At 38.0% G+C, this 23,431-nt stretch carries 19 protein-coding genes; 9 read left to right on the forward strand and 10 right to left on the reverse strand.

What is annotated here, in order from left to right; translation table 11 throughout:
* Positions 1 to 5: 5 nt before the first annotated feature.
* The gene (locus ACJJVU_RS01250; RefSeq protein WP_405221427.1) at positions 6 to 3,707 is read right to left on the reverse strand and encodes a carboxypeptidase-like regulatory domain-containing protein; all 3,702 of its coding nucleotides are present in this window, start codon (positions 3,705 to 3,707) and stop codon (positions 6 to 8) included.
* Between the two features lie 374 nt (positions 3,708 to 4,081).
* Between ACJJVU_RS01250 and ACJJVU_RS01255 the strand changes: the two genes are divergently transcribed.
* Positions 4,082 to 5,494 carry a Gfo/Idh/MocA family protein gene (locus ACJJVU_RS01255; RefSeq protein ID WP_405221430.1) on the forward strand — a complete coding sequence of 471 codons (1,413 nt, stop codon included), beginning with the start codon at positions 4,082 to 4,084 and terminating at the stop codon, positions 5,492 to 5,494.
* A gap of 314 nt (positions 5,495 to 5,808) precedes the next feature.
* Here the strand turns inward: ACJJVU_RS01255 and ACJJVU_RS01260 are convergent, their stop codons facing one another.
* The 7 genes from ACJJVU_RS01260 to ACJJVU_RS01290 form a co-directional block, all read right to left on the reverse strand.
* The gene (locus tag ACJJVU_RS01260) at positions 5,809 to 6,579 is read right to left on the reverse strand and encodes an enoyl-CoA hydratase/isomerase family protein (RefSeq protein WP_405221433.1); all 771 of its coding nucleotides are present in this window, start codon (positions 6,577 to 6,579) and stop codon (positions 5,809 to 5,811) included.
* A 62-nt stretch (positions 6,580 to 6,641) separates the two neighbouring features.
* The gene (locus ACJJVU_RS01265; protein WP_405221436.1) at positions 6,642 to 8,090 is read right to left on the reverse strand and encodes a sensor histidine kinase; all 1,449 of its coding nucleotides are present in this window, start codon (positions 8,088 to 8,090) and stop codon (positions 6,642 to 6,644) included.
* A complete protein-coding gene (locus ACJJVU_RS01270) occupies positions 8,090 to 8,641 on the reverse strand; it encodes a CopD family protein (protein WP_405221439.1) in 552 nt (183 codons plus the stop codon). Before ACJJVU_RS01270 ends, ACJJVU_RS01265 begins: the two co-directional genes overlap by 1 nt.
* Positions 8,641 to 8,934 (reverse strand): type II toxin-antitoxin system RelE/ParE family toxin, encoded by a 294-nt coding sequence (locus ACJJVU_RS01275; protein ID WP_339845869.1) that lies wholly within the window; start codon positions 8,932 to 8,934, stop codon positions 8,641 to 8,643. The genes ACJJVU_RS01270 and ACJJVU_RS01275 overlap by 1 nt, the downstream gene beginning before the upstream one ends.
* Positions 8,919 to 9,155 carry a hypothetical protein gene (locus tag ACJJVU_RS01280; protein WP_339845871.1) on the reverse strand — a complete coding sequence of 79 codons (237 nt, stop codon included), beginning with the start codon at positions 9,153 to 9,155 and terminating at the stop codon, positions 8,919 to 8,921. The genes ACJJVU_RS01275 and ACJJVU_RS01280 overlap by 16 nt, the downstream gene beginning before the upstream one ends.
* 121 nt (positions 9,156 to 9,276) lie before the next feature.
* Positions 9,277 to 12,384, reverse strand: a complete 3,108-nt coding sequence (locus tag ACJJVU_RS01285) for a glycosyl hydrolase (RefSeq protein ID WP_405221443.1) — start codon at positions 12,382 to 12,384, stop codon at positions 9,277 to 9,279.
* A 438-nt stretch (positions 12,385 to 12,822) separates the two neighbouring features.
* Positions 12,823 to 14,205, reverse strand: a complete 1,383-nt coding sequence (locus ACJJVU_RS01290) for an MATE family efflux transporter (protein WP_405221446.1) — start codon at positions 14,203 to 14,205, stop codon at positions 12,823 to 12,825.
* 158 nt (positions 14,206 to 14,363) lie between these two features.
* Between ACJJVU_RS01290 and ACJJVU_RS01295 the strand changes: the two genes are divergently transcribed.
* Positions 14,364 to 14,774 carry a hypothetical protein gene (locus tag ACJJVU_RS01295; RefSeq protein WP_298323121.1) on the forward strand — a complete coding sequence of 137 codons (411 nt, stop codon included), beginning with the start codon at positions 14,364 to 14,366 and terminating at the stop codon, positions 14,772 to 14,774.
* A gap of 56 nt (positions 14,775 to 14,830) precedes the next feature.
* Here the strand turns inward: ACJJVU_RS01295 and hemH are convergent, their stop codons facing one another.
* Both hemH and ACJJVU_RS01305 read right to left on the reverse strand, forming a co-directional pair.
* A complete protein-coding gene (gene hemH / locus ACJJVU_RS01300; protein WP_339845881.1) occupies positions 14,831 to 15,871 on the reverse strand; it encodes a ferrochelatase in 1,041 nt (346 codons plus the stop codon).
* Positions 15,872 to 15,992: 121 nt separating this feature from the next.
* Positions 15,993 to 16,883 (reverse strand): helix-turn-helix transcriptional regulator, encoded by an 891-nt coding sequence (locus ACJJVU_RS01305; protein ID WP_405221451.1) that lies wholly within the window; start codon positions 16,881 to 16,883, stop codon positions 15,993 to 15,995.
* Between the two features lie 210 nt (positions 16,884 to 17,093).
* Between ACJJVU_RS01305 and hemA the strand changes: the two genes are divergently transcribed.
* The 7 genes from hemA (at position 17,094) to hemF (ending at position 23,404) form a co-directional block, all read left to right on the forward strand.
* Positions 17,094 to 18,338, forward strand: coding sequence for a glutamyl-tRNA reductase (gene hemA, locus ACJJVU_RS01310; RefSeq protein ID WP_108877569.1), 1,245 nt, complete (start codon positions 17,094 to 17,096; stop codon positions 18,336 to 18,338).
* Positions 18,331 to 19,245 (forward strand): hydroxymethylbilane synthase, encoded by a 915-nt coding sequence (hemC, locus tag ACJJVU_RS01315; protein WP_405221456.1) that lies wholly within the window; start codon positions 18,331 to 18,333, stop codon positions 19,243 to 19,245. Before hemA ends, hemC begins: the two co-directional genes overlap by 8 nt.
* A complete protein-coding gene (locus tag ACJJVU_RS01320; RefSeq protein ID WP_405221459.1) occupies positions 19,242 to 19,922 on the forward strand; it encodes a uroporphyrinogen-III synthase in 681 nt (226 codons plus the stop codon). Before hemC ends, ACJJVU_RS01320 begins: the two co-directional genes overlap by 4 nt.
* 100 nt (positions 19,923 to 20,022) lie before the next feature.
* Positions 20,023 to 21,051 carry a uroporphyrinogen decarboxylase gene (hemE, locus tag ACJJVU_RS01325; RefSeq protein ID WP_405221462.1) on the forward strand — a complete coding sequence of 343 codons (1,029 nt, stop codon included), beginning with the start codon at positions 20,023 to 20,025 and terminating at the stop codon, positions 21,049 to 21,051.
* The gene (locus ACJJVU_RS01330; protein ID WP_405221465.1) at positions 21,051 to 21,545 is read left to right on the forward strand and encodes a DUF6973 domain-containing protein; all 495 of its coding nucleotides are present in this window, start codon (positions 21,051 to 21,053) and stop codon (positions 21,543 to 21,545) included. The genes hemE and ACJJVU_RS01330 overlap by 1 nt, the downstream gene beginning before the upstream one ends.
* 63 nt (positions 21,546 to 21,608) lie before the next feature.
* Positions 21,609 to 22,367 carry an EI24 domain-containing protein gene (locus tag ACJJVU_RS01335; RefSeq protein ID WP_405221468.1) on the forward strand — a complete coding sequence of 253 codons (759 nt, stop codon included), beginning with the start codon at positions 21,609 to 21,611 and terminating at the stop codon, positions 22,365 to 22,367.
* 131 nt (positions 22,368 to 22,498) lie between these two features.
* Positions 22,499 to 23,404 (forward strand): oxygen-dependent coproporphyrinogen oxidase, encoded by a 906-nt coding sequence (gene hemF / locus ACJJVU_RS01340; protein WP_405221471.1) that lies wholly within the window; start codon positions 22,499 to 22,501, stop codon positions 23,402 to 23,404.
* Positions 23,405 to 23,431 lie beyond the last annotated feature (27 nt).

A 23,431-nucleotide genomic window follows, 5' to 3' on the forward strand; every position in this document is an offset into this window, starting at 1 on the left:
GCAATCTACATTGTGATTTTTTGAACTGTGTATTTTTGATCTAACTGAGAGATAGGTATAATCAAGATTTGTTCTTGCTCATCAATACCGCCATAGTTCGATTGTATCGTCATCTTTACGAAGAGAGGTACTCTTGACTTCTTAAAAGTGTTATTTGTGATATTTATAATCCACTCACCTTTATTAGAGTCATCATCAATTATAAATTCCTTTGATAACAAACCATTAGTGATAACATCAGATTTATCTGGTGTACTCAAATTTTGTGACCAATTGTAGAATTTTTTTGCAGGGTTTACAAACTGTAAATCAAACTCCATTTGAGGGTCATTCCATTCAATTAAAATCCTTTTATCAATTAATTGTACCGTCTCATAAAATGCCGAAGGCACTTCATCATAATTTATACGATCTTTATTTTTAGTAAGAAGATGTCTTAGTTCTGTGTCAGCTATCTTAATGAGTTCTGGAGAAATATTATAAGTGGTAGAATCTGCAGAGAGTATCCTTTTGAGAGTTTCAAAACTCTTAACAAATTTACCTTCTCTTTTATACGACTGTGTAATATCGAGGTGTGACTGCGACTCTTCTGGAGCTAATTCTAAAACACGCTCATGTATTTTTAAAGCTTGTTTATATAAATTCTGTTCTTCTAAAAAAAAAGCAAGCGACCTTAACACCCTTGTATTACTGTCTGCTATGTCTAAGATTGTTGTTAGTCCTCTAACTGCTTGATCTTTGTCTAGCGGTTCTAAAACCCTATAATAAGCTATATAGTTATTTACATCTAAAGGATCTTCGTCAATTTTATTCAAAAACTGCTGCTGCAATGTTTTTAGATTTTCCGTAGTTGCTGCATTGTATATTCCAGTCTTTCTAGACGACGAAAAAATTTTTGCACCTTCTTGATAATCATTATTTTTTGCGAGTGCACTTTGTGATTCTTTAGTATCTATAAACTCTCCACCCATAGTTGTAATTTCTATAACTCCGTTTCGTCCTAGCGCACCATACTTATTGGTTCCCGCTAGTGTAGACTTAAATGTTATATTTTCAATTCTATTTAAATCAAGAAATGTAGGAGGTGTTTGAGTCAACACTCCATCTACAGCAAATAGAATCTCATCACCTTGTAGAATTGATGATCGCTTTCTAGTATGATAGGTTGCTTGATCACCTTCTCCTTTAACGAGAATAGTAAGAAAACGTCCTCTTATTAGGTCTGCTAGAAATGAAAAACCACCTGGATTAAAGTCTTCCTTATCTATCGATTGATATCCTATCCCGGATCTATCTTTTTGGGCAAGTCTCTTTTCCTTATCAGTTAAGTTTTTATCTTTCTTTTGTTTTGCCTCACCAGTAAGAGCTACTTCATTTAATATCTCATACTGAGATTCTAGTTCCACTTTTAAGAACGAGTTATCTAAAATAATGGTTTCCTTTGCCTTAGTGTCTTTATACTCAAAACTTAAAATAGCACCCTCTTGAGTAGTGATTACAAACTCACCATTACTATCTGTTATCACCTCATTAAGTGATCCCTTTTCAATAACATAGCATCCATAAACAGGTTTGTTATTTAATAAAACTTTTCCTCTAACTTCAATTTTTTTATCAACACCTATCACCTTGTCAGAAAGTTTTTTCTCAAAACTATTTATTGAGTTAGAATAGTCTAATTGAGAAAGGTTTCCTTCATAATCATTCCCTTTTACTAAGGCGCTATTTGCCTCTTTATTTACTATTGTATTGATTATGATTGCTCCATTGCTGGCTGCAGATCCATATTTAAAGTATGCCATATCACCTGGCATTACATATATGCTAGAAATAGAGCTAGCGTCGAGATATAGTGGCAATGATGTAAAAGGAATATCATCTACAATAAAATATCCTATTGGATTAACATTAGTTATAAATTGAGCAAATCGACCAGTTCCTTTTACCGTTAATCCCGGAACAATTTTTAAAACATCTGCTACATACTTTGCTCCTGAAGGAAAATCCTCTTTTGTCAATATACCATAAGCTTCTTCAACAGAAGATTGCTTATTCTTATTTACAGCACCACTACCCGTTAATACCACCTCATTGAGAACATCAAATGATTTAGTTAACCTTATCGAGAGATCTCTTATATTGTCCTCAACAACTACTTGTTTTGAGTCCATACCTAGGAATTCAAAATTTAATACATCCCCTTTTTTAGTAGAGATTTTAAAACGCCCACTACGATCTGTTCTAACCTCCTTAAAAGTATTATTCATACTTACTAAAACTCCCGAAAGTGGTTGCTCATCAAAGTACACGGTTCCTGATATCGTATTATTATCATTTTCCGAAATCTCAATAGTCTCAATAAATACACCGTCAGATGTATTCAGTAAACTTTTGGCTTCTTTTATTTTTCTATTGTACAATGGTATGTACTTACCCTCATTATATTGAGCCCATTCATTGAGAACTATGTGATTAGCACTCGGAGTACTGCTCACAACTATAAAATCCCCGGATGTATATATAGGATCATGACTCCCCAAATTAATATACCCATCAGAAAATAAAAAAGTCACATCAGAATTTTGAGGAGTTTCTGCCAATTCACTAACATCTGTATTACCAAAATATGATTGATTCTCTAAAAACCGATATAAGTCTTCCTGCGATGATCCGTAATTAAAAGATTTTTTATCATTTATTGTATTACTAAAAACAATTACATCAACCTCTGTAGGGTTGACATCACCTAAATATTCTTTCAAGAGTTCTATTTCCTTATCTAAAGATCGATCCATCATTGACCTAGATACATCCCAAAGAATAGAAACACGATCCACCTTGATGTTAGAAATCTCAGAATCATTTTGAAGTGATGGCTTTGCTAGTATAGATAAATCTACACCGTTTGAATTTTGTTTAACCCAACCGTCTTGACTGACCGACCTTAAAAAAGATCGTTTTGAATTAAGACTTTGAGAGATTGCAAGACCTAACTCTTCACCATAAACTTCTAGGAGCTCTATGCTTAGAACTATATCTTGACTTACAACAATATTAGCTGGTATCAAATCTATAGTTTCAATACCACCCCTAGAAGAAATAGTATGGTAGATAGGCTTAGACAGAAATTGCTCTCTTGGGAATCCTTTATCGTAATTATAAATATTCACACGTATTTTTATACTATCGGAAATATTTTCAACAACATTGAAGCTAACCTTTGATAATTTATGCCTTCCTTTTGGAATCTTAATAAAGCTAGCTATTTCTCCCCCTAATGCCTCCTTATCTTTCCAGTAGGCTAATAATTCATTAGTGCGCTGTTTAGACCCAAATCGCACTGCTTTTCCCCATTTTGAAGTCAGCATCACTTCATCTAAACCATAGACATCTTTAATGAGTTCAATAGTGTTATCTTTTTGAAATTTACTAACCAATTCTTCAAAAGAATAGCTCTGTGTTTTATACCCTACAACTGAAAATTGGATGATATCGCTATCTACAATTTTACTTTCATCAAATTGCAAGGACATTAAACCATCTTTATTAGTTACGGTTCCAATTGCTTTACCCACGAAACCAGCATTCACATATGGAATACCTAAACGAGTATCGCTGTCAATAATATTAGCCTCTATAGTTATTACATACTGAGCACTACATAGAGAACTAAAAAAAAGAATGATTAAAAAAGTAAATTGTTTCATAAAAGTGATTTTTGATTGATTAAGCTATTTTAACAAAAAAGATGCCAAAACCACTATAAATTTACATTTACTCGCTCATTATCTTCACTTTACATATAATTAGCATGATATAATTGATATTAGTAGACATCCACATATCAAACATTTAATCTCAAAAAATAATTGGTTTACACCAAGTAAACTTTACTATTTACATAATTATTCAAAATACAATTTAGCCAATGCTGCCAGTGGTATACCGCTCACAAAGAATATTTATTCTTTTTAAATTATGGTTGTTGTGTACGCTTTCGCGAAAGCGCAACAACCCCTATTAAACATTATATCCAATTGATTTTCAATATCTTTAGGAGAGATTCAAACAAGCAACCCTTATGAAACGTCGTTCCTTTCTTCAAAAAAGTGCTGCAGCTAGTGCTGCTTTTACTATCGTCCCCAGCTTTGTGCTAGGTGGAAATCACGTGCCTCCTTCTGATACTTTGTATATAGGAGCAATAGGAGTGGGTGGTCGCGGAGGTGGCGTGGTAAATGATCTTACAAACTATGGTAAAGTGAAGTTTGTAGCTATGTGTGACGTAGATGATAAGATGGGTGCTGCGAGCTATGCCATGCATCCTAAAGCCAAAACGTATAGAGACTTTAGGGAGTTATTTGACAATCATATTAAAGGAATAGATGCTGTAATGGTGGGAACACCAGACCACACGCATGCTACCATCGCATTACCTTTTATGCGTGAGAATAAACATGCCTATGTAGAGAAGCCTCTTACGCATAATATTTATGAGGCTCGCTTAATGGCAACCGTAGCACAACAACAAGGCATTGTAACCCAGATGGGAAACCAAGGAGCTTCTGGCGATGGGATTAGAATAGCGCAGGAATGGATTAACTCCGGAGTAATTGGCACTGTATCCCGCGTAGATTGCTGGACTAATCGTCCGGTGTGGCCACAAGGATTTAAACACATAACAGAAGGACATCCAGTGCCCGAAAACCTAGATTGGGATTTATGGTTAGGACCTGCTAGTTATAGACCTTATAATGAAAATTATCTGCCTTTTAAGTGGCGTGGCTTTTGGGATTTTGGTACAGGAGCCATGGGAGATATGGGTTGCCACATTATGGAAACTCCATTTAAAGCATTAAATTTAGGTTTTCCTTATGAAGCCGAGGCTAGTTGTACGAGCATTTGGTCTGGTGATTTTGTGGAGGCAGATTATCGCGAGGCTTGCCCACCAAGTTCTATAGTACGATTAAAGTTTAACTCGCCTACGCAAGGTGACGTGGGCCTAAACTGGTATGATGGAGGGATTATGCCGGATTTACCTAGCGAACTAGGAGAAGGTGAGAAGCCAGGTGATGGCGGTGGTGGTAGCATTTTTCACGGTAGTGATGGGATTATGGTTACAGATACCTATAGTGCAAACCCGCGACTACTACCTAGCGAGCGTATGAACGATATGGCGGAAATACCGCAAACTATAAAAAGGGTAACCGCTGGTCACGCAGGAGAGTGGATTGAGGCCTGTATCAATGGCGGTACTACCTCATCACCATTTTCTTATGGAGGGCCGCTTACAGAAGCTGTACTTATGGGCAATCTTGCGATTAAAGCTTACCAACACAAAGAATTGAAAGAAGGTAAAAAATCAGGAGACTGGGATCCGTATAATTATCCTGGACGTCGTACGATTAAGTGGGACGGAGATAATATGCGTGTAATTAATTATGAGGAAGCAAATGCTTGGGTGAAGCGTGACTACCGCGAGGGATGGGAGTTATAATTATTTCATTTAAAAACAAAAAAAATCCGCAATCATACAATTACGGATTTTTTTATGGAAATGAATAAAATGGCCTATTTTGCTTTTTTCTCTCTCTTTTCTGCTTTTTTCTCTTTGGCAGTTTTAGTAGGTTCTTTCTTCACGTTCTTCTTTGAATCTTTACTCTTTGCCATAATACCTGATTTTAAATAGTTGTTTTTAAATAATCATCCATTTCAGTATCCCAATCTATTTATCAAGAACGTAGCGTTGTGATTATTTTATCTAAAGATAGACGAACCTCTAAATTTATAACGAGATATTACTCTTTCTTTCTAAAACTCAGCCTTTCTCTTCTCAAGAAATGCTGTTGTTCCTTCAATAAACTGGTCGGTTCCAAAACAACCTCCAAATTCTTCAATTTCCGTGTCATAACCATCTACACCATCTTCAAATCCGGCATTTACTGCGTTAATTGCTGCTGCGATTGCCATAGGTGAATTACGCATGATTTTACCTCCTAGCTTTTCTGCAAGTGGCAGAAGCTCTTCTTGTGCTACAATATGATTGATAAGACCGTAATCAAGTGCAGTATTTGCGTCTATCATTCCTGCAGTCATAATCATCTCCATTGCACGTCCTTTACCTATTAATTGTGGTAAACGTTGTGTACCTCCATATCCAGGGATAACTCCTAGGCCTACTTCTGGCAGTCCCATACGTGCATTATCACTAGCTATTCTAAAATGTGCCGCCATCGCAAGTTCTAGTCCGCCGCCTAGCGCAAAACCATTAATTGCAGCGATAACTGGAGTTCCCATATCTGCTACATAATCAAATAGCATTTCTTGTCCCATGCGAGCAAGTTCTGCCCCTTCAGACTCTGAGAAATTTGCAAACTCAGAGATATCTGCTCCTGCTACAAAAGCTTTTTCGCCAGAACCGGTTATAATTGCAACGCGTACGGTTGCATCTTCTTCCGCTTTCGCGAAAGCGTTATGAAGTTCCTCAATAGTCTCTTTGTTTAAAGCATTAAGCTTAGATGGACGATTGATTGTGATGGTAGTGATACCGTTTTCTGTAGTTGAAAGAATATTATTGTACATAGTACTATGTTGATTTTTAATGTTGGTTCGTATAAGCCTTAATCGCTACGCCTTGAGACGTCTTATTTTGGAAAAACAACCTTAAAAATGGTTCCTTTTCCTTCTTCTGAAGTAAAGGTAATACTTCCATTATAGGTCTCCATAATATTTTTTACCATTGCTAGTCCTAGTCCCATCCCACTTGATTTGGTAGTAAATTTAGGTTCGAATATTTTAGCTTCATTTTCTTTTGTAATGCCAGTTCCATTATCTATAACACTAATCTCGACCTTAGTATCTAGCTCTTGTACTGCTACGATAATATTAGGGTTATCTGTGTCTTTTGTAGCTTGTACTGCATTCTTCACGAGATTAGTAACCACGCGAATCAGTTGCGTCCTGTCAAAATTTGCAAACAGCTCTTCCTTTTCACTAGAGAAATAGATGTAACGCTCATTAAATATATCTACGGAAAGCTTTACAATATTAGGCACATTAAGAATCTCGCTTTGCTGCGCTGGCATATCTGCAAAGTTCGAAAAAGCACTAGCAATACTACTCATCGTGTCAATTTGCTGAATAAGTGTCTTGCTATATTCCTTAATTTTACCGTGAACCTCTGGATCTTCTGGGTCAAAACGGCGCTCAAAACTCTGCACCGTAAGCCGCATAGGCGTGAGCGGATTTTTAATCTCATGAGCCACCTGCTTTGCCATCTCTCTCCAAGCGGCTTCTCGTTCATTTTGCGCAAGCTTCACAGCACTGCCTTCTAGCTCATCAATCATACGATTATAGGCATTGACCAATGTTGTAAGTTCTGATGGGAGCTCTGTAGTATCAATTTTCTCGTTACGTTTGTCTAGTTGAGTTTCTTTGATATTATCCTCTACCGTTTTGAGTGTTTTTGTAATATATCTAGCCAGAAAATACGCTAGTAGAATAGCTGTGATGACCATCAATATATTTACAACCACAAGACGCCATAAAATCTCACGAAGCTCCTTATTGATAAAAGCCTCGCTATCTTCATACTCGATTTCTAATATAGCCAGTGGTTTATATTTGGGATCGTTTATAAATGAGTATGAAAGCTGTTGTGATACTTCTCCATCTAGCTGATTTACGTATCTCTTTTCTTCAGATTCTTCAAGATTTTGGAGTGTTTCTAGACAAAGCTTCTTTTGTTCTGGGCTATCAAATAGTTGATCCTTTGATGATATCAATGGCTCTCCCTCAAGGTCATACATACTGATATTCTCACCTTGTATACTTGCAATCTCATAGATCTTTTCCTTAAAGATATATGGGATTTTTTCGGTTTTGAGTTCGTAGCTAGTATTATTCAAAACAAAATCTATTGTCTTTCTTATGGAAGACTCCTTGCGCTCTAATCGCTCCTCATTATAATCTCTTATCTGCTCTTTATATTGAAAATAAGTGACCCCTGCTATCATTAAAAAGGCAATCAATACCAGCGTGAGCATGGAAGTAAAGATCTTTGTTCCTAGTGAGGTACGATTAAAAGTGAGCATTAAGCATTTGGGTTTTTGTCTTGTATTTTCTTATACAATTTAATGCCTAACATCAACAATACTGCCAAACCTACGAGGCCTACCATTCCAAAAATCCAATTGGTTGTGCTTTTTGTGACTGCAAGGAAAACCACTGCAAATAAGATAAGCGTTGCGCCTTCATTCCACAGTCTCATCTGGCGGGATGAGTATTTAAAAACTCCCTCTTGTAAACTTCTATGTATACGCCAACTTTTCCAATGATATAAAAATACGAGTACTATGAATGCTAGTTTAATATGCATCCACGGAGCGCTAAAAAGACCAGGGCTTATATAAAACATCAAGCTCCCAAAAATCACAGTAAGCACCATAGAGGGGCCTGTAATTATCTTCCAAAGGCGGTGTGCCATTAAGCCAAGTTGCTTGCCAAGTATTTCTTTATCTGGCGACGGTTTTTCACTAGCTTCTATCTGATATACAAAAAGACGCGGCATGTAAAACAAACCTGCAAACCAAGTGACTACGAAGATGATGTGTAGGGATTTAAAATAAAAGTAGTATTCTGCCATTAGTATTTAGGGAGTTTCTTAGTACTTTGAAAAGCTAATATTCTTACTTCATTAATATGTTGTAAGACCTCGTAAGCTATAAAATTATTTTTATCTACAACTGCTTTATGTACCTCAAATACTGTTGATGAAAGAGGAAAACTTAATGGATTTGAGGAAATCGTTTTTACCGTAGCAGAAATAGCAATATCTAATTTTAAAATTTCTTTTGAAGTCCATTCTTGTTCAAGATAAAGAATAACATCTTGAAGACCTTCCTTCGCGTTAGGCGTCCACGTTACTTTGTACGCCATTTATCAAAAACATTCATTACCTCGTCGTGCGGAATCAATAAACCCTCATCTGCTTGCTTTTTTCCAAGCTCAATAGCTGCTCTTTCTTCGTTACTTAAATTATCCCACCAATCTGTAGGCGCTTCTTCATCAAGAATGCTCTTTATTTTATACAAAGTGCCCTCCTCTTTCACTTTAAGTAAGAGTTCTACGAGTTTGATTTTAGTTGCATCTAAGTCCATAATAGTGGCTTTCTAACAAAGATAAAGGAAATTATGATATGAGGATTTTAGGGTAATAGTACACAAAACAATAAAGGCGCAGAATTTCTTCTGCGCCTTTCAAATAATAAAATTACTTTACCTACTCCTTTGCATCCTCCACAAAAAGGTAATCTAACTTCAAGCTATTAAACTCATCATTAAATTTAGTTACCTCTGCATCTAGCATTGTGTCAAAGGCATCAAGCTGTGTATTTATGGCTGCCGTAAGTTCATTCTTTACAGCTACGTCTTGATCTGTAGGCCCAAAATCTCCCATACCCACAAGACTATTTAAGTGCCCTAGTTTGTTTGTTAACTTAATAGGGAAGTTAAGTGGATCTTGTCCTGAGCGATTCTTAGTTTGATATAATTCCTTCTCAATCTTACCAAACTCTTCTTGCATTGTATTTGCTTTCTCACGCAAATCTGCAGTACGTCCATCGTCTTTGTATTGCGTAGTAAACGACTTGAGCTGATTATTAATTTTCTTAATCTTTTTTATGCTTTGGTGCGCTCTGTCTACAGATTTATTTACATCAGATATAAAGTCATGTTGCTTTTGCATATCTGCTACCGTAGCCTCTGCATTTGGATTTGCCACTATCTCAAACGTTTCTGTTTGCACCTCACCATTAACATTAAGAGCTACTTTATAATTTCCAGGTACCGCTTTAGGTCCTTCTAAACTTGCCCACCATAATACCATTTTATCAAGCTTTTCGGCGCCGTCTGTACGTGTGTTCCATGCAAACATATTCCCACCTTTCTTAGCTTTCAGCTTTTCACCTTTTTTCTTAGCACCTGTGCTAAACGACTTGAGTGTATCACCAGCCATCGTCATATAAGATAGCGTCACGGTATCTTTCTTAGTGTCAAACTCTTTCAAGTTGAAGTAAGTCATCACACCACCTGGATGATTAGTTCCAGTAGTCAGGCTTGATTTTCCACCGTTTCCGCCCATTCTGTAGGTTGGTTTTGGCTTAAATAATTTATTTGTTCCAGCTTTCGCGAAAGCGGACTGATGCAACATCCCAAGGTCATCTATAATCCAAAGGCTACGTCCTTGTGTTGCTACTATGAGGTTATCATCCTTAATCGTAAGGTCTGTAATAGGAACGATAGGCAAGTTAAGTTGGAACGATTTCCAGTTTTTACCATCGTCAAAACTGATGTACATTCCCGTTTCTGTACCGGCGTATAATAATCCCTTTTGCTTAGGATCCTCTCGCACTACACGTGTAAAATGCTCTGCTGGTATACCATTGGTGATTTTTTTCCACGACTTTCCGTAGTCTGTGGTTTTATATAAATAAGGAGCAAAATCACCTAGTTTGTATCTAGTTCCTGCCACGTAAGCAGTTCCTTCTTCAAAGGCAGATGGCTCTACGCTATTTATCATCATATTTTCTGGCATCCCTTTAGGCGTTACGTTTTCCCAAGATTGTCCTCCATTACGAGTAACGTGTACAAGTCCATCATCACTACCTACATACAATAGTCCTTCCTTCATAGGAGACTCTGCTGCTGCAAATATGGTACAGTAGTACTCTACAGAGGTATTGTCTTGTGTGATAGGTCCTCCAGAAGATTTCATTTTTTCTGGATCGTTTGTCGTAAGGTCACCACTTATTACTTCCCAGCTTTGACCTTCGTTTTCACTTACATGCACGCTTTGTGAGAATGTGTACAACCTCTTAGGGTTATGTTTTGAGAAAATGATAGGAAAATTCCACTGGAAGCGGTATTTCATATCTTCTACACCATGTCCCATCGGGTTATCTGGCCATACAGATACGCTACGTACCGTGTTTTTCTCGTGGTTTACACGCGTTAAGAATCCGTCGTAACTACCTCCATACACAATTTCATTATCCTCTGGATCTACCGCAATATGTGCCGACTCTCCTCCCGCGGTGCTTTCCCAGTCTGTCTCTCCTATAGATCCACCTTCTGTTCTGTGTGGGATGCGTATTGTACTATTATCTTGCTGTGCTACATAAATTCTGTATGGAAATGCATTATCTGTGGTCACACGGTAAAACTGAGCCGTAGGCTGATTCATATACGTACTCCAAGAACGCCCACCGTCATAAGACACTTGTGCGCCACCGTCGTCACCTATAATCATTCGGTTAGGATCTTCTGGAGATATCCATAAGTCATGGTGATCTCCGTGTGGTGCGTTATGCGTACTAAAAGTTTTACCTCCATCTGTAGATTTATGGTAACGCACGTTTAATACGTACACCGTATTCTCATCCTTAGTATCTGCATATAGACGTGTGTAATACCAAGCACGCTGGCGCAATTTGCGCTCATCGTTTATTTTTTTCCAAGTTGTTCCTGCATCTGTAGATGTGTATAAACCACCCTCTTCTTGGTTTTCTACCATTGCATATAGTCGGTTACTGTTTGCTGGTGAAACAGTAATTCCCATAATACCCAAGATACCTTCGGCAAAACCATCATTTGTAGAAATCTCTTTCCACGTTTCACCACTATCTGTACTTTTCCATACGGCAGATCCTTCTCCACCAGAACTCAAGCTATAAGGTGTTCTTCGAGCATTCCAAGTTGTTGCATATAACACACGTGGATTGTTTGGGTCTATAATTAAATCTACTACACCACTATCTGCATTTGAAAATAAGGTTCTTTTCCAAGTCTTCCCTCCATCTGTACTTTTATAAACACCGCGCTCTTGTGTAGGCTTATAGATATTACCTAAAACGCCAGCATATACAATATCAGAATTAGTAGGATGGACACGTATTCTTGGCACGTGGCGGCTTTCTTTAAGACCCGACTGGATCCACGTTTTTCCTGCGTCTTCAGACTTCCAGATTCCGTATCCAGAAGATACGTTCCCTCTGAGAGTTTTCTCTCCACCACCTACGTAAATAACGTTTGGGTCGCTTTTTGAAACCTCAACAGCTCCTATACTACCTCCAAAATATCCATCGGAGATATTTTCCCATTCTTTACCACCATCTGTAGTGCGCCACACACCGCCACCAGTACTTCCCATATAAAATAAGTCAGGCTGACCTGGCACTCCAGTAACGGCAGCACTTCGACCACCTCGGAAAGGACCAATGAGTCTATATTCTAAAGCTTCGTAAGTAGAAGGATCTGGTGATTGTGCGAACGTATCAAAAGATAGTACTGAACACACTGCCAGTAATAGGTAGCATAATTTTGTCTTCATTTGGATTGTGTTTGTTATAGCTAAGAAAATTACACAATTCTCTATGAAGTAAGAAGCAAGGATGAGTTTTTAACGCTTTCGCGAAAGCGTATACCCTATAATCTCTATAAAATTAACGTCATTATTATCATCTCAACAAAGGAGAAATGACAAACAATCGTCATCTCGACGAAGGAGAGATCTCACATCAAGCTCAGGATATTATCAATAAAACAATATTCAACTGTAACTGCTCACTGTTATGAGATTTCTCGTCAAGCTCGAAATGACAAGCAATAGTCATCTCGACAAAGGAGAGATCTCGCATCAAGCTCAGAAAAATTCTAATAAATCATTCTCATCAACAACTGCTCACGTCATGTGATTTCTCGACAAGCTCGAAATGACGGAAATAAGATTTTTTAAAGTAATTCACATTTTCGCGAAAGCGTAGTACTTCTATTCTTCTGCTACTGTAAGATTTTTAGTCACATCACGCCTTAAGAAATATCCTGTAACCATTGTGGATAGTACATCTGCAATAGGAAATGCAATCCAAACGCCAAAAACTCCCAAGTAATTAGGTAATATCAATACAAGCGGAATTAAGAAAAAACCTTGTTTTGTAAGACTGAGTAATAATGCAGGAACGGCCTTACCTATCGCTTGGAAATAGACAGCGCCTATTAATTGAATCACAATTACTGGTGTCGCCGCAAAAACCCATCTCAAAGCATCTGGTGTGCGCTCCATTAGTATATTATTATCTGCAATAGCCTGAGCGTCTGCATGACTATCACTTATAAACCATGAGACAAAGAAATCTGGAACTACCATAATAATGATAAAAATGGCGAGTGCTAATCCTCCTGCGTAAATGATAGATGTTTTAATAGTTTCTCGCACCCTATCATATTGATTTGCGCCATAATTATAGCTAGCGATAGGCATAAAACCTTGTGTAACCCCTATCACGGGAAACAGGGCAAACATTAACATCCTACTTATAATCCCATAACTCGCAACGTCAAGAGCGTCTCCATAATTGATAAGTACATTATTAAGTAAAATAGTAAGCACAGATATCACTCCTTGACGTGCAAGGGTTACTGCGCTAAGCCCTGAAATCTCTGAAACGACTTTCTTTTTAAGTTTGAGACATTCGGCTACGATTCTTAGTTCGCTCTTGAATATGAAAAACCAAACGATAAATGCAAAGCATATAGCATAACTAATAAAAGTTGCCCAGGCGGCACCTTCCATGCCATAACCTAGTACATTTATGAGTACGTAGTCCATACCTATATTACCTATTGCAGGAAGAATCATAGCATACATAGCAAACTTAGGCTTGCCTTCTGCGCGTATCACGTTATTACCCATCATGCACATAGCGAGCATGACAATGCCATAAAGCACAATACGATAATAAGTAAGCGCCATATCTTTAAAGGAGTCATCTGCTCCAAAAAACTCAATGAGCGTATCTTGAAATACAAGCCCTAAGACTGCTAGAAGCCCAGATACTAGAAAGGTAAGTGTGATCTGATTACCAAAAACACGAAGTGCCTTATCATCATCACCAGATCCTAAGGCGCGGGATAGTACAGAACTACCTCCTATACCTACTGCTAGCCCTATAGCTGCTATAAAAAATGTTACAGGAATAACAACTGTAATAGCACTAATTGCAAGAGGGCCTATCCATCTCCCTACAAAAATGGTATCTACAATCATATTGAGCGACATTACAAGTATTCCTATAGATGCAGGAACGGCTTGCTTAACCAATAGTTTTGAAATGGGCTCTGTGCCTAAGGCTGTAGAATTTTTATTTGCCAAGTTAATATTGAGTTTTAATACTAGTTGCTATGGTACAATTAAAATATTATTTAGTGTGTAGTTAACAGTCAATCAAATATATAATTCTTAAATTACCTACTATCCCTATTTAAACTGATGTTTTTCAAGACATTGAAACCTCCCAAACTAGTGCAACTATGGATGATTTACTACAAAAAAAAGATCTCAATTTTGCTATAATTGAGTTTTACAAAACCTATGTGGTTTGTAAAATGAATGAAGGTATCGTTCTAGATGTTCCTAAAGCAATAGCTCTTCATGAGCAATCTCGCCCCTTCTACAACGGTTTAAAATATGGATTCATATTTGACAGAACCATTGATTATACAATCGACCCTATTGTTTATATACAGTGTCCTTATTATGCAGATATTAATGCAATGTTTGTGGTTGCACAAAAGTTTAACACCAAGCAGATAGTGCAGTTTGAGCAAAATTTTTCAAAATATAAACTCACTGTTTTTGATACCCTTGAGGAGGCACAAAAAGAAATAAAGAAAGTGAAATTTGGTGAAAAATCACCACTCACAGAAGAACCGTTAAGGTAATTATATCAAGCAAAATTCACTTTCCATTACTTCAAGTAATGTATTTATAGCTTTTATTAAGCTATAGCTTTGCCACTTTCTACAAGTGCCCACTCATTTGCCCATTTGGCGATAAGCGCAGCCCAGTCATCTCGATCATTTATGCAAGGAATGGTATGGAAATCCTTTCCTCCAGCTTCGTGAAAGATCTCTTCTCCTTCCATCGCAATTTCTTCTAAGGTCTCTAAGCAGTCTGAAACAAAAGCTGGTGTAGCAATTGCCATTTTCTTAAATCCTTCTTTTCCCATGCGCTCAATAGTACGATCTGTATAAGGTTGTAACCATGGATCAAAACCTAAACGAGACTGGAAACTAGTAGAAAACTTTAAAGGCTCCCATCCTAGATATTCTCCTACCATTCTAGTAGTCTCATAACACTGGTGCCTGTAGCAAAATTCATGTGCTGCAGACTCAGACATACAACATGAACCATCAATTTTACAGTGTACCTTAGTTACATCGCTTTTACGTATGTGGCGCTCAGGAACTCCGTGATAAGAAAATAATACGTGCTCATAATCTACACCCTCAAGACTCTCTGCAATAGAATCTCCTAATACTTTAATGTAATCTGCATCCTTGTAGAATGGTTTTACATCTGTAATTTTCATCTTTGGGAAAAACTCAGCTCTTAACTCCTCTGCAAGTACCGTAATGGTTTCTGTGGTTGCCATTGCATAATGAGGATATAGTGGTAAAAGCATCACCTCATCTACTCCTTGATCATGCAATTTCTGGAGTCCTTCTTTAATAGATAGAGAACCGTAACGCATCGCAATCTCAACAGGCAACTTTGTATGCTCTTGCACTTTTTTCTGAAGGCGCTGTGTAAGTACAATTAACGGTGATCCTTCATCCCACCATATTTTACTGTAAGCCTCTGCACTCTTCTTTGGACGTGTATTTAATATAATTCCCTTTACTAGTAATGCGCGTGCTGCATAAGGAACATCAATTACGCGTTCGTCCATTAAGAACTCGCCTAAATATTTTTTTACGTCTTTTGGGTCTGTACTATCTGGTGATCCCAGATTTACCATTAAAACTCCTTTGTTCATTTATTCTCAGTTTTTCCTTAACAAAAATACAGTATATCAATCGTATCATCCTCATGTTATCCATAAGACTTTATGATACTGGTATTGTCTTTTTTATGCTTTCGCGAAAGCGTGATAACTTTTACCCTAAGCTCATTAAATACTTTTTTGGCGTAGTACCAAATTTCTTCTTGAATGCCGTAATAAAGTGACTTGCGGTGCTGTAGCCTACCTTTAATCCTACTTCGTTCACATTGTGGGATCCTGTTTCTAGCAGCTGGCGCGCAACTTCCATCTTATAATCAAACAGAAAACTAAACACCGAATCTCCATAAATCTGCTTAAAACCTTCTTTAAGCTTATTAAGTGATAAACCTATCTCATCTGACAGTTCGCTCAATGTAGGTGGTGCATCCATTCTAGCAATAATAATTTGCTTAGCACGCTTTATTTTCTGAACATTATCCTCATCTACAAGGAAAGGACATTGCTCAATATCTGCATCTGCAGGACGATTAAAATATAGACTAAGCAGCTCATAAGCCTTTCCTTTAAAATATAATTTCTGGATAGAAGGATGCAGGCTGTAATTCATTAACTGATTAAGCACAATCGCCATACTAGGAGAAATGCTACCATCTTTATAGTATTTACGATCTTTATTTTCATCACTCAAGAAGTGTATAAAACTCGCCTCGTTTGAAAATAAATTGTGAAACTTTTTAATAGACATCAAGAGTGTAACGACCCAAGTTTCTGGAGCTAGCTCTAAATTCATAGGTAAATCCCGCTGCGGATTGTAGAGTAATAATGAGTTTTCTTCTTGTATAGGTAGCTGATAAGCGCCATCATTAAAATTAAAAATAGCTGCCCCTTTCAAGCAAAAGTGAAACTGGATGTAACTACTATTTACCGTACGCTCAACTTGCTGTTTTTGAGCAGATTCATTATCAAATCTTAATATAAAAAAGCCATCTTCTATGAGGGTTTCATTAATTAGGCTTTCAGCGTTGTTTTTTTGTGATACATCCATAGCAAAAGTAATTATTTTATTTAGAATCGCTCTAAATAAACAAAATAGCAAGGGCATCTACTTTACTGTAAACACTGTGCTTCATGTAAAATTACGTCTTCTATCGTTCATTTTACACCTTGTACGATATAAATGATACCGCTAGCGTTATTTTTTTAAGAAAGTGACTATTACTTTTGCGTCCCTGATAGTATCAGAGGAAATGAATATTTGCTTTTGAAAAGACAACGATTTTACGCCATAGGTATTAGTTACAAAAAAGCCGACGCAACTACGCGCGGTCATTTTGCAATATCTGAAACTGCTCAAGAGGCAATTCTTAAAGGTGCCAAAAATGAAGGAGTAACTGCTCTTACTGTTATTTCCACTTGCAATAGAACAGAGTTATACGGCTTTGCTCCAGACGCAATGACGCTTGTTAAAATTCTCTGCGAGCACACCCACGGAACCATTGAAGAATTTCTTGACGTTGCATATTTACATAAAGGCGACGATGCAATTGCACACCTCTTTAAAGTAGGGACTGGTCTTGATAGTCAGATTCTAGGTGACTTTGAGATCATTGGCCAACTCAAAATTGGTTTTAAGCGTGCTAAGAAATTACAACTTATCAATCCATTTATGGAGCGATTAGTAAATGCTGTTATCCAAGCTAGTAAACGTATTAAGAACGAGACAGAGATTTCCAGTGGAGCTACCTCTGTGAGCTTTGCAGCTGTTCAATATATTATGGCTCGCGTTCCTTATGTTTCAGATAAGAATATCCTTCTCTTTGGTACTGGAAAAATAGGTCGCAATACTTGCGAGAATTTAGTAAAGCATACTAAAAATGAGCATATCACGCTCATTAATAGAACTAAAGAAAAGGCAGAAAAAATTGCAGGTAAATTTAATTTACTCGTAAAGGAATATGCAGATATACAAAGTGAGATTGCACAAACTGACATCCTTGTAGTTGCTACAGGTGCTCAGAAACCTACAATAAGTAAAGAATTACTACACAGTAAAAAACCGCTACTTATTCTGGATCTCTCTATTCCTAAAAATGTGTCTAATGATGTAGAAGAGCTTGAGAATGTCACGCTCCTTCACTTAGATCAATTATCAAAAATGACAGACGCGACCTTAAAACGTCGCCAGGGTTATATTCCTCAAGCAGAGGCGATCATTGCAGAAATCACAGACGAGTTTAATGTGTGGTTACAAACTAGAAAGTTTGCTCCTACCATGAAAGCTCTCAAAGTAAGACTTCAAGAAGTACAAGCTGCAGAGATTGAAAATGTACGTAAGAAAACGCCAGATTTTAGTGAGGCGAGTGCAACTGCTATGAGTGACAAGATTATTCAAAAAATTACAAATCAGTTTGCTCACCATTTACGCAACGCAAACGGATCTACAGATCAAAGTATAGCACTTATACAATCTATATTTCAACTCGAAAACGACAATGAGTAAAACCATACGAATTGGTACTCGAGATAGCGAACTAGCACTCTGGCAAGCTAAAACCGTGCAATCACAACTAGAAGCAAACGGATACAAGACTGAACTTGTACCAGTAAAATCTACTGGAGACCTTATCTTAGATAAGCCACTCTACGAGTTAGGAATCACAGGTATTTTTACAAAAACGCTAGATGTTGCAATGCTTAACGGCACCGTTGACATTGCTGTACACAGCATGAAAGATGTTCCCACCGCATTGCCTATAGGGATTGTGCAAGCTGCAGTTCTCAAAAGAGCTGCAACCGAAGATATTCTTGTACATAAAGGAGCACCAGACTACAAACAACCATGCACAATTGCTACGGGAAGTTTAAGAAGACAGGCTCAATGGCTCAATAGATACCCTAACCATCAGACTACAGATTTACGCGGTAACGTAAATACACGACTTCAAAAACTGGAAGATAGTGACTGGACGGGTGCCATATTTGCAAAGGCTGGGTTAGAGCGTATTAATGTACTTCCAGAAAATTACGAAGTACTAGACTGGATGCTTCCTGCTCCAGCACAAGGAGCCATGCTCATTGTCGCAATGGAAGAGGATCAATTTTGTCTAGATGCATGCACCACACTAAACCACAAGCCTACGGCTTTGTGCACTTATATAGAACGTGAGTTTCTAAAAACCCTTGAAGGTGGGTGTACAGCACCTATAGGAGCTCTTGCAGAAGAAATAGGAGACGACATACGATTTAGGGGAGTATTATTCTCTCTAGATGGTGCCACAAAAATTGAAGTAGAGCAGGTTGTTTCAAAAGCAAATGCTGTTGGTTTTGGTACAGATTGCGCCCTTGATATTCTTGATGATGGAGGACGAGAGTTAATGAAGGAGATTAAGAGTAGTTTAAAAAAATGACCGTGCTATCCACAAAAAAATTAAAACCAAACCAGCGAGAATTACTTCTCAATGCAGGTTTACAATTTGTGGAATATGATGCGATACGCACACAAGAGGTTGCTTTTACGCTTTCGCGAAAGCTTAAAAATGTAATCATCACTAGTCAAAATGGAGCACGCGCTTTACTTAACAATCTTTCTAGTGAACAATTAGAAAGTATAAAAAGTTGTTTTACTGTTGGCGAAAAAACAACAGCGCTTTTAGCCGAAATCGGGATAAAAACGACAAAAACAGCTCGAAATGGAGAAGAATTGGCTCGTTTTATAATAGAAAACCATAAAAACGAACCATTCACCTATTTCTGCGGGAGACAGCGCAGAGATGAATTACCTACATTACTCAAAGAAAATAATGTAGTGTGCGATGAAGTGGTAGTTTATGAAACACATCAAATAGCTCAGTCTTTTGACCGTTCATTTGATGGTATATTTTTTTTTAGTCCGAGCGGTGTTAACGCTTTCGCGAAAGCGAACAAAAACACACGAGCAATAGACAGCACAGCGTTTTGCATAGGCGAGACCACTGCAACAACGGCAAGACTACACTTTAAAGAGGTAGTTGTGTCTAATGCAACAAGTATAGAAAGCACGATTGCTAAGGCGGTGAAAACATTGAAAGAAGAATCTAGAATTTAAGCGTCTAGAAAAACATAAAATCGTCCCCTCGAGCGCAGTCGAGAGGTTTATCATAAGAGTACAATTAAGTTCTCGACTGCGCTCGAACAGACCTAGAGATATGAGCATAAAAAACGACCTATTTTTAAGAGCACTTAAAGGAGAAACTGTAGACCGTCCACCAGTATGGATGATGCGTCAAGCTGGAAGATATCTTCCAGAATTTATGGAAATCAAAGCAAAGTATGATTTCTTTACACGCTGCCAGACTCCTGAGCTTGCAAGTGAGATTACCGTACAGCCTATACGTCGTTATGGTATGGATGCTGCTATTTTATTTTCTGATATCCTGGTGATACCACAAGCGATGAATATTGAGGTAGAAATGAAACCTAATATAGGTCCATGGTTACCTAACCCTATACGATCTGCAAAGGATGTGGAGCAAGTAATTGTTCCAGATATCGATGAGACTTTAGGGTATGTGATGGACGCTATCAAGATGACTAAAGAGAAACTTAATGATGAGATTCCATTAATTGGTTTTGCAGGTTCTCCATGGACGATTCTTTGTTACTGTGTGCAAGGTCAAGGCTCAAAAAACTTTGATAAAGCAAAGGAGTTTTGTTTTACACAACCACTAGCAGCACACGCTTTACTTCAAAAAATCACAGATACTACCATTGCTTACCTTAAGAAAAAAGTGGAAGCAGGAGTAAATGCAGTACAAGTTTTTGATAGCTGGGGAGGGATGCTCTCACCAGTAGATTATCAAGAATTCTCGTGGCAATATATTCAGCAAATTATCGATGCGCTTAAAGATGAGGCTCCCGTAATTGCTTTTGGGAAAGGATGCTGGTTTGCACTTGATAAAATGGCAAAATCTGGAGCATCTGCACTAGGAGTAGACTGGACGTGCTCTGCACGCAATGCCCGTTATCTTACTGGTGGTAATATCACATTACAAGGAAACTTTGATCCTACTCGTTTATTCTCTCCTCCTAGTGAGATTAAGAGAATGGTGCACGAGATGATTAATGAATTTGGAAAAGACAAGTACATTGTAAATCTTGGTCACGGTATTTTACCTAACATTCCTATTGAAAATGCAGGAGCGTTTATTGAGGCGGTAAAAGAATACAAAGCATAATGAACCTAAGAGCTGTCTTACGATCTATGGATTATAGACAGCTCTTGAGTTTGTTCTGGCTCAGTGCGCGCCACCCCAGATTCATTTTACCCACAATAAGAGGAACACGTCGCACGATCACAATTTGCGATGAGTTATATGGTGACAAGCAGCACCTCAATGGGCCAGAGAATGCCTTTCGCCATGCATTGTGGAATGTCCTTCTCGTTCATTATAGCACTCAAAAAGGCTTGCCTTTACAACGATCACTAGCCTGGTCAAAAAAAATCACAGACTGGCATGAAGATTTTTCACCAAACGCTGCCCTAGCAAGAGCGATGGACTTGCACAATAACCGTGTAGGCCGTGATATAATAGCTCAGTTTCACCCAGAAGAAGAGCATTTCTTTGTCGCGCACTTACTTAAAATGGTTCCGCTTTCGCGAAAGCGTACTGTAGAAAATCAGTTTAAAAATCATTGTAATGAACTCATTTACATAGAAGAGACCCTCTAATAATTGATAAACTGTGATTATCTTTAAGCCTAATTTGTACTGAAAACACGCTAAACGCACCTCATGATAAAAGGCATTCTCAACGGACTACAAACCTATAGAACATCATTTGGATTAATTTCAAAGCTGGGACTTTGGAAATACTTTGCCATCCCTATGATCATAAGCTTTATTACAGCAGCAGCTATAGGATTATCTGCATGGGGATTTTCTGATAATCTAGGCCACTGGATTGCCCAAATATGGCCTTGGGAATGGGGCGCACAAGGTTTTGACACCATTGCTCAAATCTTAAGCGCACTCTTAATAATTGCCATAGGTCTTATTCTATACAAACACATTATCATGGCGTTAAGCGCGCCATTCATGAGTCCTGTGTCAGAAAAAATAGAGGCATATTTAAAAGGAGAACATCACGCACACAGAGACACAAGTAATGCAGAGCAACTGGTGAGAGGTGTGCGTATTAACGTGCGTAACTTAGGGCTGGAATTACTCATCACCATCCCAATTTTATTACTCAATCTTATTCCAATTATAGGTAGCATAGCGGCAACCGTATTACTTTTTCTCACACAATCCTATTATGCAGGTTTTGGTAATATGGATTACACTCTAGAACGTCATTTTAAATATCGCGAGAGCATTGATTTTGTAAAGAGTAACAAAGGACAAGCCATTGGGAATGGGATGGTATTTATGCTGTTTTTACTAATTCCCATAGTGGGAATTATATTAGTATTACCTGTTTCTGTAACTGCAGCAACTGTGCAGACGGTAACACTCCTCGATAAAAAGAAAAGTATAGTGCCTGTAAATTAGCTTGTAATTGCCAGGTATAGATTGAGAAGTAAAAACTAAAAATTCCAGAACATCCTAAGCTAAGAGGTATAGTCAGAGTAAAACATAACAATTAACAATACACCCACTATTTTGGGTTTGAAAAGCATATAATGAAAGAACAATTTGTAGCCTACATTCTCAATCTTCAAGATCAAATCACTTCAAAACTGGAGCAACTTGACGGTAAAGCAACATTTCAAGAAGATAACTGGAAACGCCCAGAAGGTGGTGGTGGTCGCACACGTGTGATTGAAAATGGAAATATTTTGGAAAAAGGAGGTGTAAATACCTCACAAGTGCATGGTATACTTCCTGAGGCAATGCAAAAACACTTTGGTGTGAAAGATGCAAATTTCTTTGCCTGCGGTCTCTCACTGGTGCTTCATCCTAGCAGTCCTATGGTACCCACAGTACACGCAAACTGGCGTTATTTTGAGATGTATGACAAAGAAGGAAACATTGTAGACCAATGGTTTGGCGGAGGTCAAGACCTCACACCATACTATCTTTTTGATGAAGATGCCACTCATTTTCACCAGACGTGTAAAAATGCTTGTGATACACACGATGCCGACTTTTACCCAAAATATAAAGCGCGTTGTGATGAGTACTTTTACAACGCACACCGCAACGAAGGTCGCGGTATAGGAGGTTTATTTTTTGATTACTGTAAAGCTACCGAAGAGCGCTCTATGCAAGACTGGTACAACTTTGTGACCACTGTGGGTGACAGTTTCTTAGAGGCATACGTCCCTATTGTGGAGCGTAGAAAGGATACCGCTTTCGCGAAAGAACAAAAAGACTGGCAAGAGGTACGCCGTGGTCGTTACGTAGAGTTTAACCTCGTACACGATAAAGGAACCCTCTTTGGTCTAAAAACTAATGGCCGCATTGAAAGTATCTTAATGAGCCTTCCCCCCGTAGTACAGTGGAAATATGATCACCACCCAGAACCTGGAAGCGAAGAAGAACGATTAATTAAAGTGCTGCAGGAGCCGAAGGAGTGGGTTTCTTAATAAAACTATCCGAACTATTTAACGGAC

The sequence above is a fragment of the Dokdonia sp. Asnod1-B02 genome, from assembly GCF_045063955.1.
Lineage (GTDB): Bacteria > Bacteroidota > Bacteroidia > Flavobacteriales > Flavobacteriaceae > Dokdonia.

Bases quoted from the DNA above. Each gene is read 5' to 3' on its own strand.
- ACJJVU_RS01260 (WP_405221433.1), bottom strand. From the start codon at position 6,579: ATGTACAATAATATTCTTTCAACTACAGAAAACGGTATCACTACCATC.
- hemE (WP_405221462.1), top strand. From the start codon at position 20,023: ATGAGCATAAAAAACGACCTATTTTTAAGAGCACTTAAAGGAGAAACT.
- ACJJVU_RS01275 (WP_339845869.1), bottom strand. From the start codon at position 8,934: ATGGCGTACAAAGTAACGTGGACGCCTAACGCGAAGGAAGGTCTTCAA.
- ACJJVU_RS01335 (WP_405221468.1), top strand. From the start codon at position 21,609: ATGATAAAAGGCATTCTCAACGGACTACAAACCTATAGAACATCATTT.
- ACJJVU_RS01270 (WP_405221439.1), bottom strand. From the start codon at position 8,641: ATGGCAGAATACTACTTTTATTTTAAATCCCTACACATCATCTTCGTA.
- ACJJVU_RS01280 (WP_339845871.1), bottom strand. From the start codon at position 9,155: ATGGACTTAGATGCAACTAAAATCAAACTCGTAGAACTCTTACTTAAA.
- ACJJVU_RS01295 (WP_298323121.1), top strand. From the start codon at position 14,364: ATGGATGATTTACTACAAAAAAAAGATCTCAATTTTGCTATAATTGAG.
- ACJJVU_RS01330 (WP_405221465.1), top strand. From the start codon at position 21,051: ATGAACCTAAGAGCTGTCTTACGATCTATGGATTATAGACAGCTCTTG.
- ACJJVU_RS01305 (WP_405221451.1), bottom strand. From the start codon at position 16,883: ATGGATGTATCACAAAAAAACAACGCTGAAAGCCTAATTAATGAAACC.
- ACJJVU_RS01285 (WP_405221443.1), bottom strand. From the start codon at position 12,384: ATGAAGACAAAATTATGCTACCTATTACTGGCAGTGTGTTCAGTACTA.
- ACJJVU_RS01255 (WP_405221430.1), top strand. From the start codon at position 4,082: ATGAAACGTCGTTCCTTTCTTCAAAAAAGTGCTGCAGCTAGTGCTGCT.
- ACJJVU_RS01265 (WP_405221436.1), bottom strand. From the start codon at position 8,090: ATGCTCACTTTTAATCGTACCTCACTAGGAACAAAGATCTTTACTTCC.
- ACJJVU_RS01250 (WP_405221427.1), bottom strand. From the start codon at position 3,707: ATGAAACAATTTACTTTTTTAATCATTCTTTTTTTTAGTTCTCTATGT.
- hemF (WP_405221471.1), top strand. From the start codon at position 22,499: ATGAAAGAACAATTTGTAGCCTACATTCTCAATCTTCAAGATCAAATC.
- ACJJVU_RS01320 (WP_405221459.1), top strand. From the start codon at position 19,242: ATGACCGTGCTATCCACAAAAAAATTAAAACCAAACCAGCGAGAATTA.
- hemH (WP_339845881.1), bottom strand. From the start codon at position 15,871: ATGAACAAAGGAGTTTTAATGGTAAATCTGGGATCACCAGATAGTACA.
- hemC (WP_405221456.1), top strand. From the start codon at position 18,331: ATGAGTAAAACCATACGAATTGGTACTCGAGATAGCGAACTAGCACTC.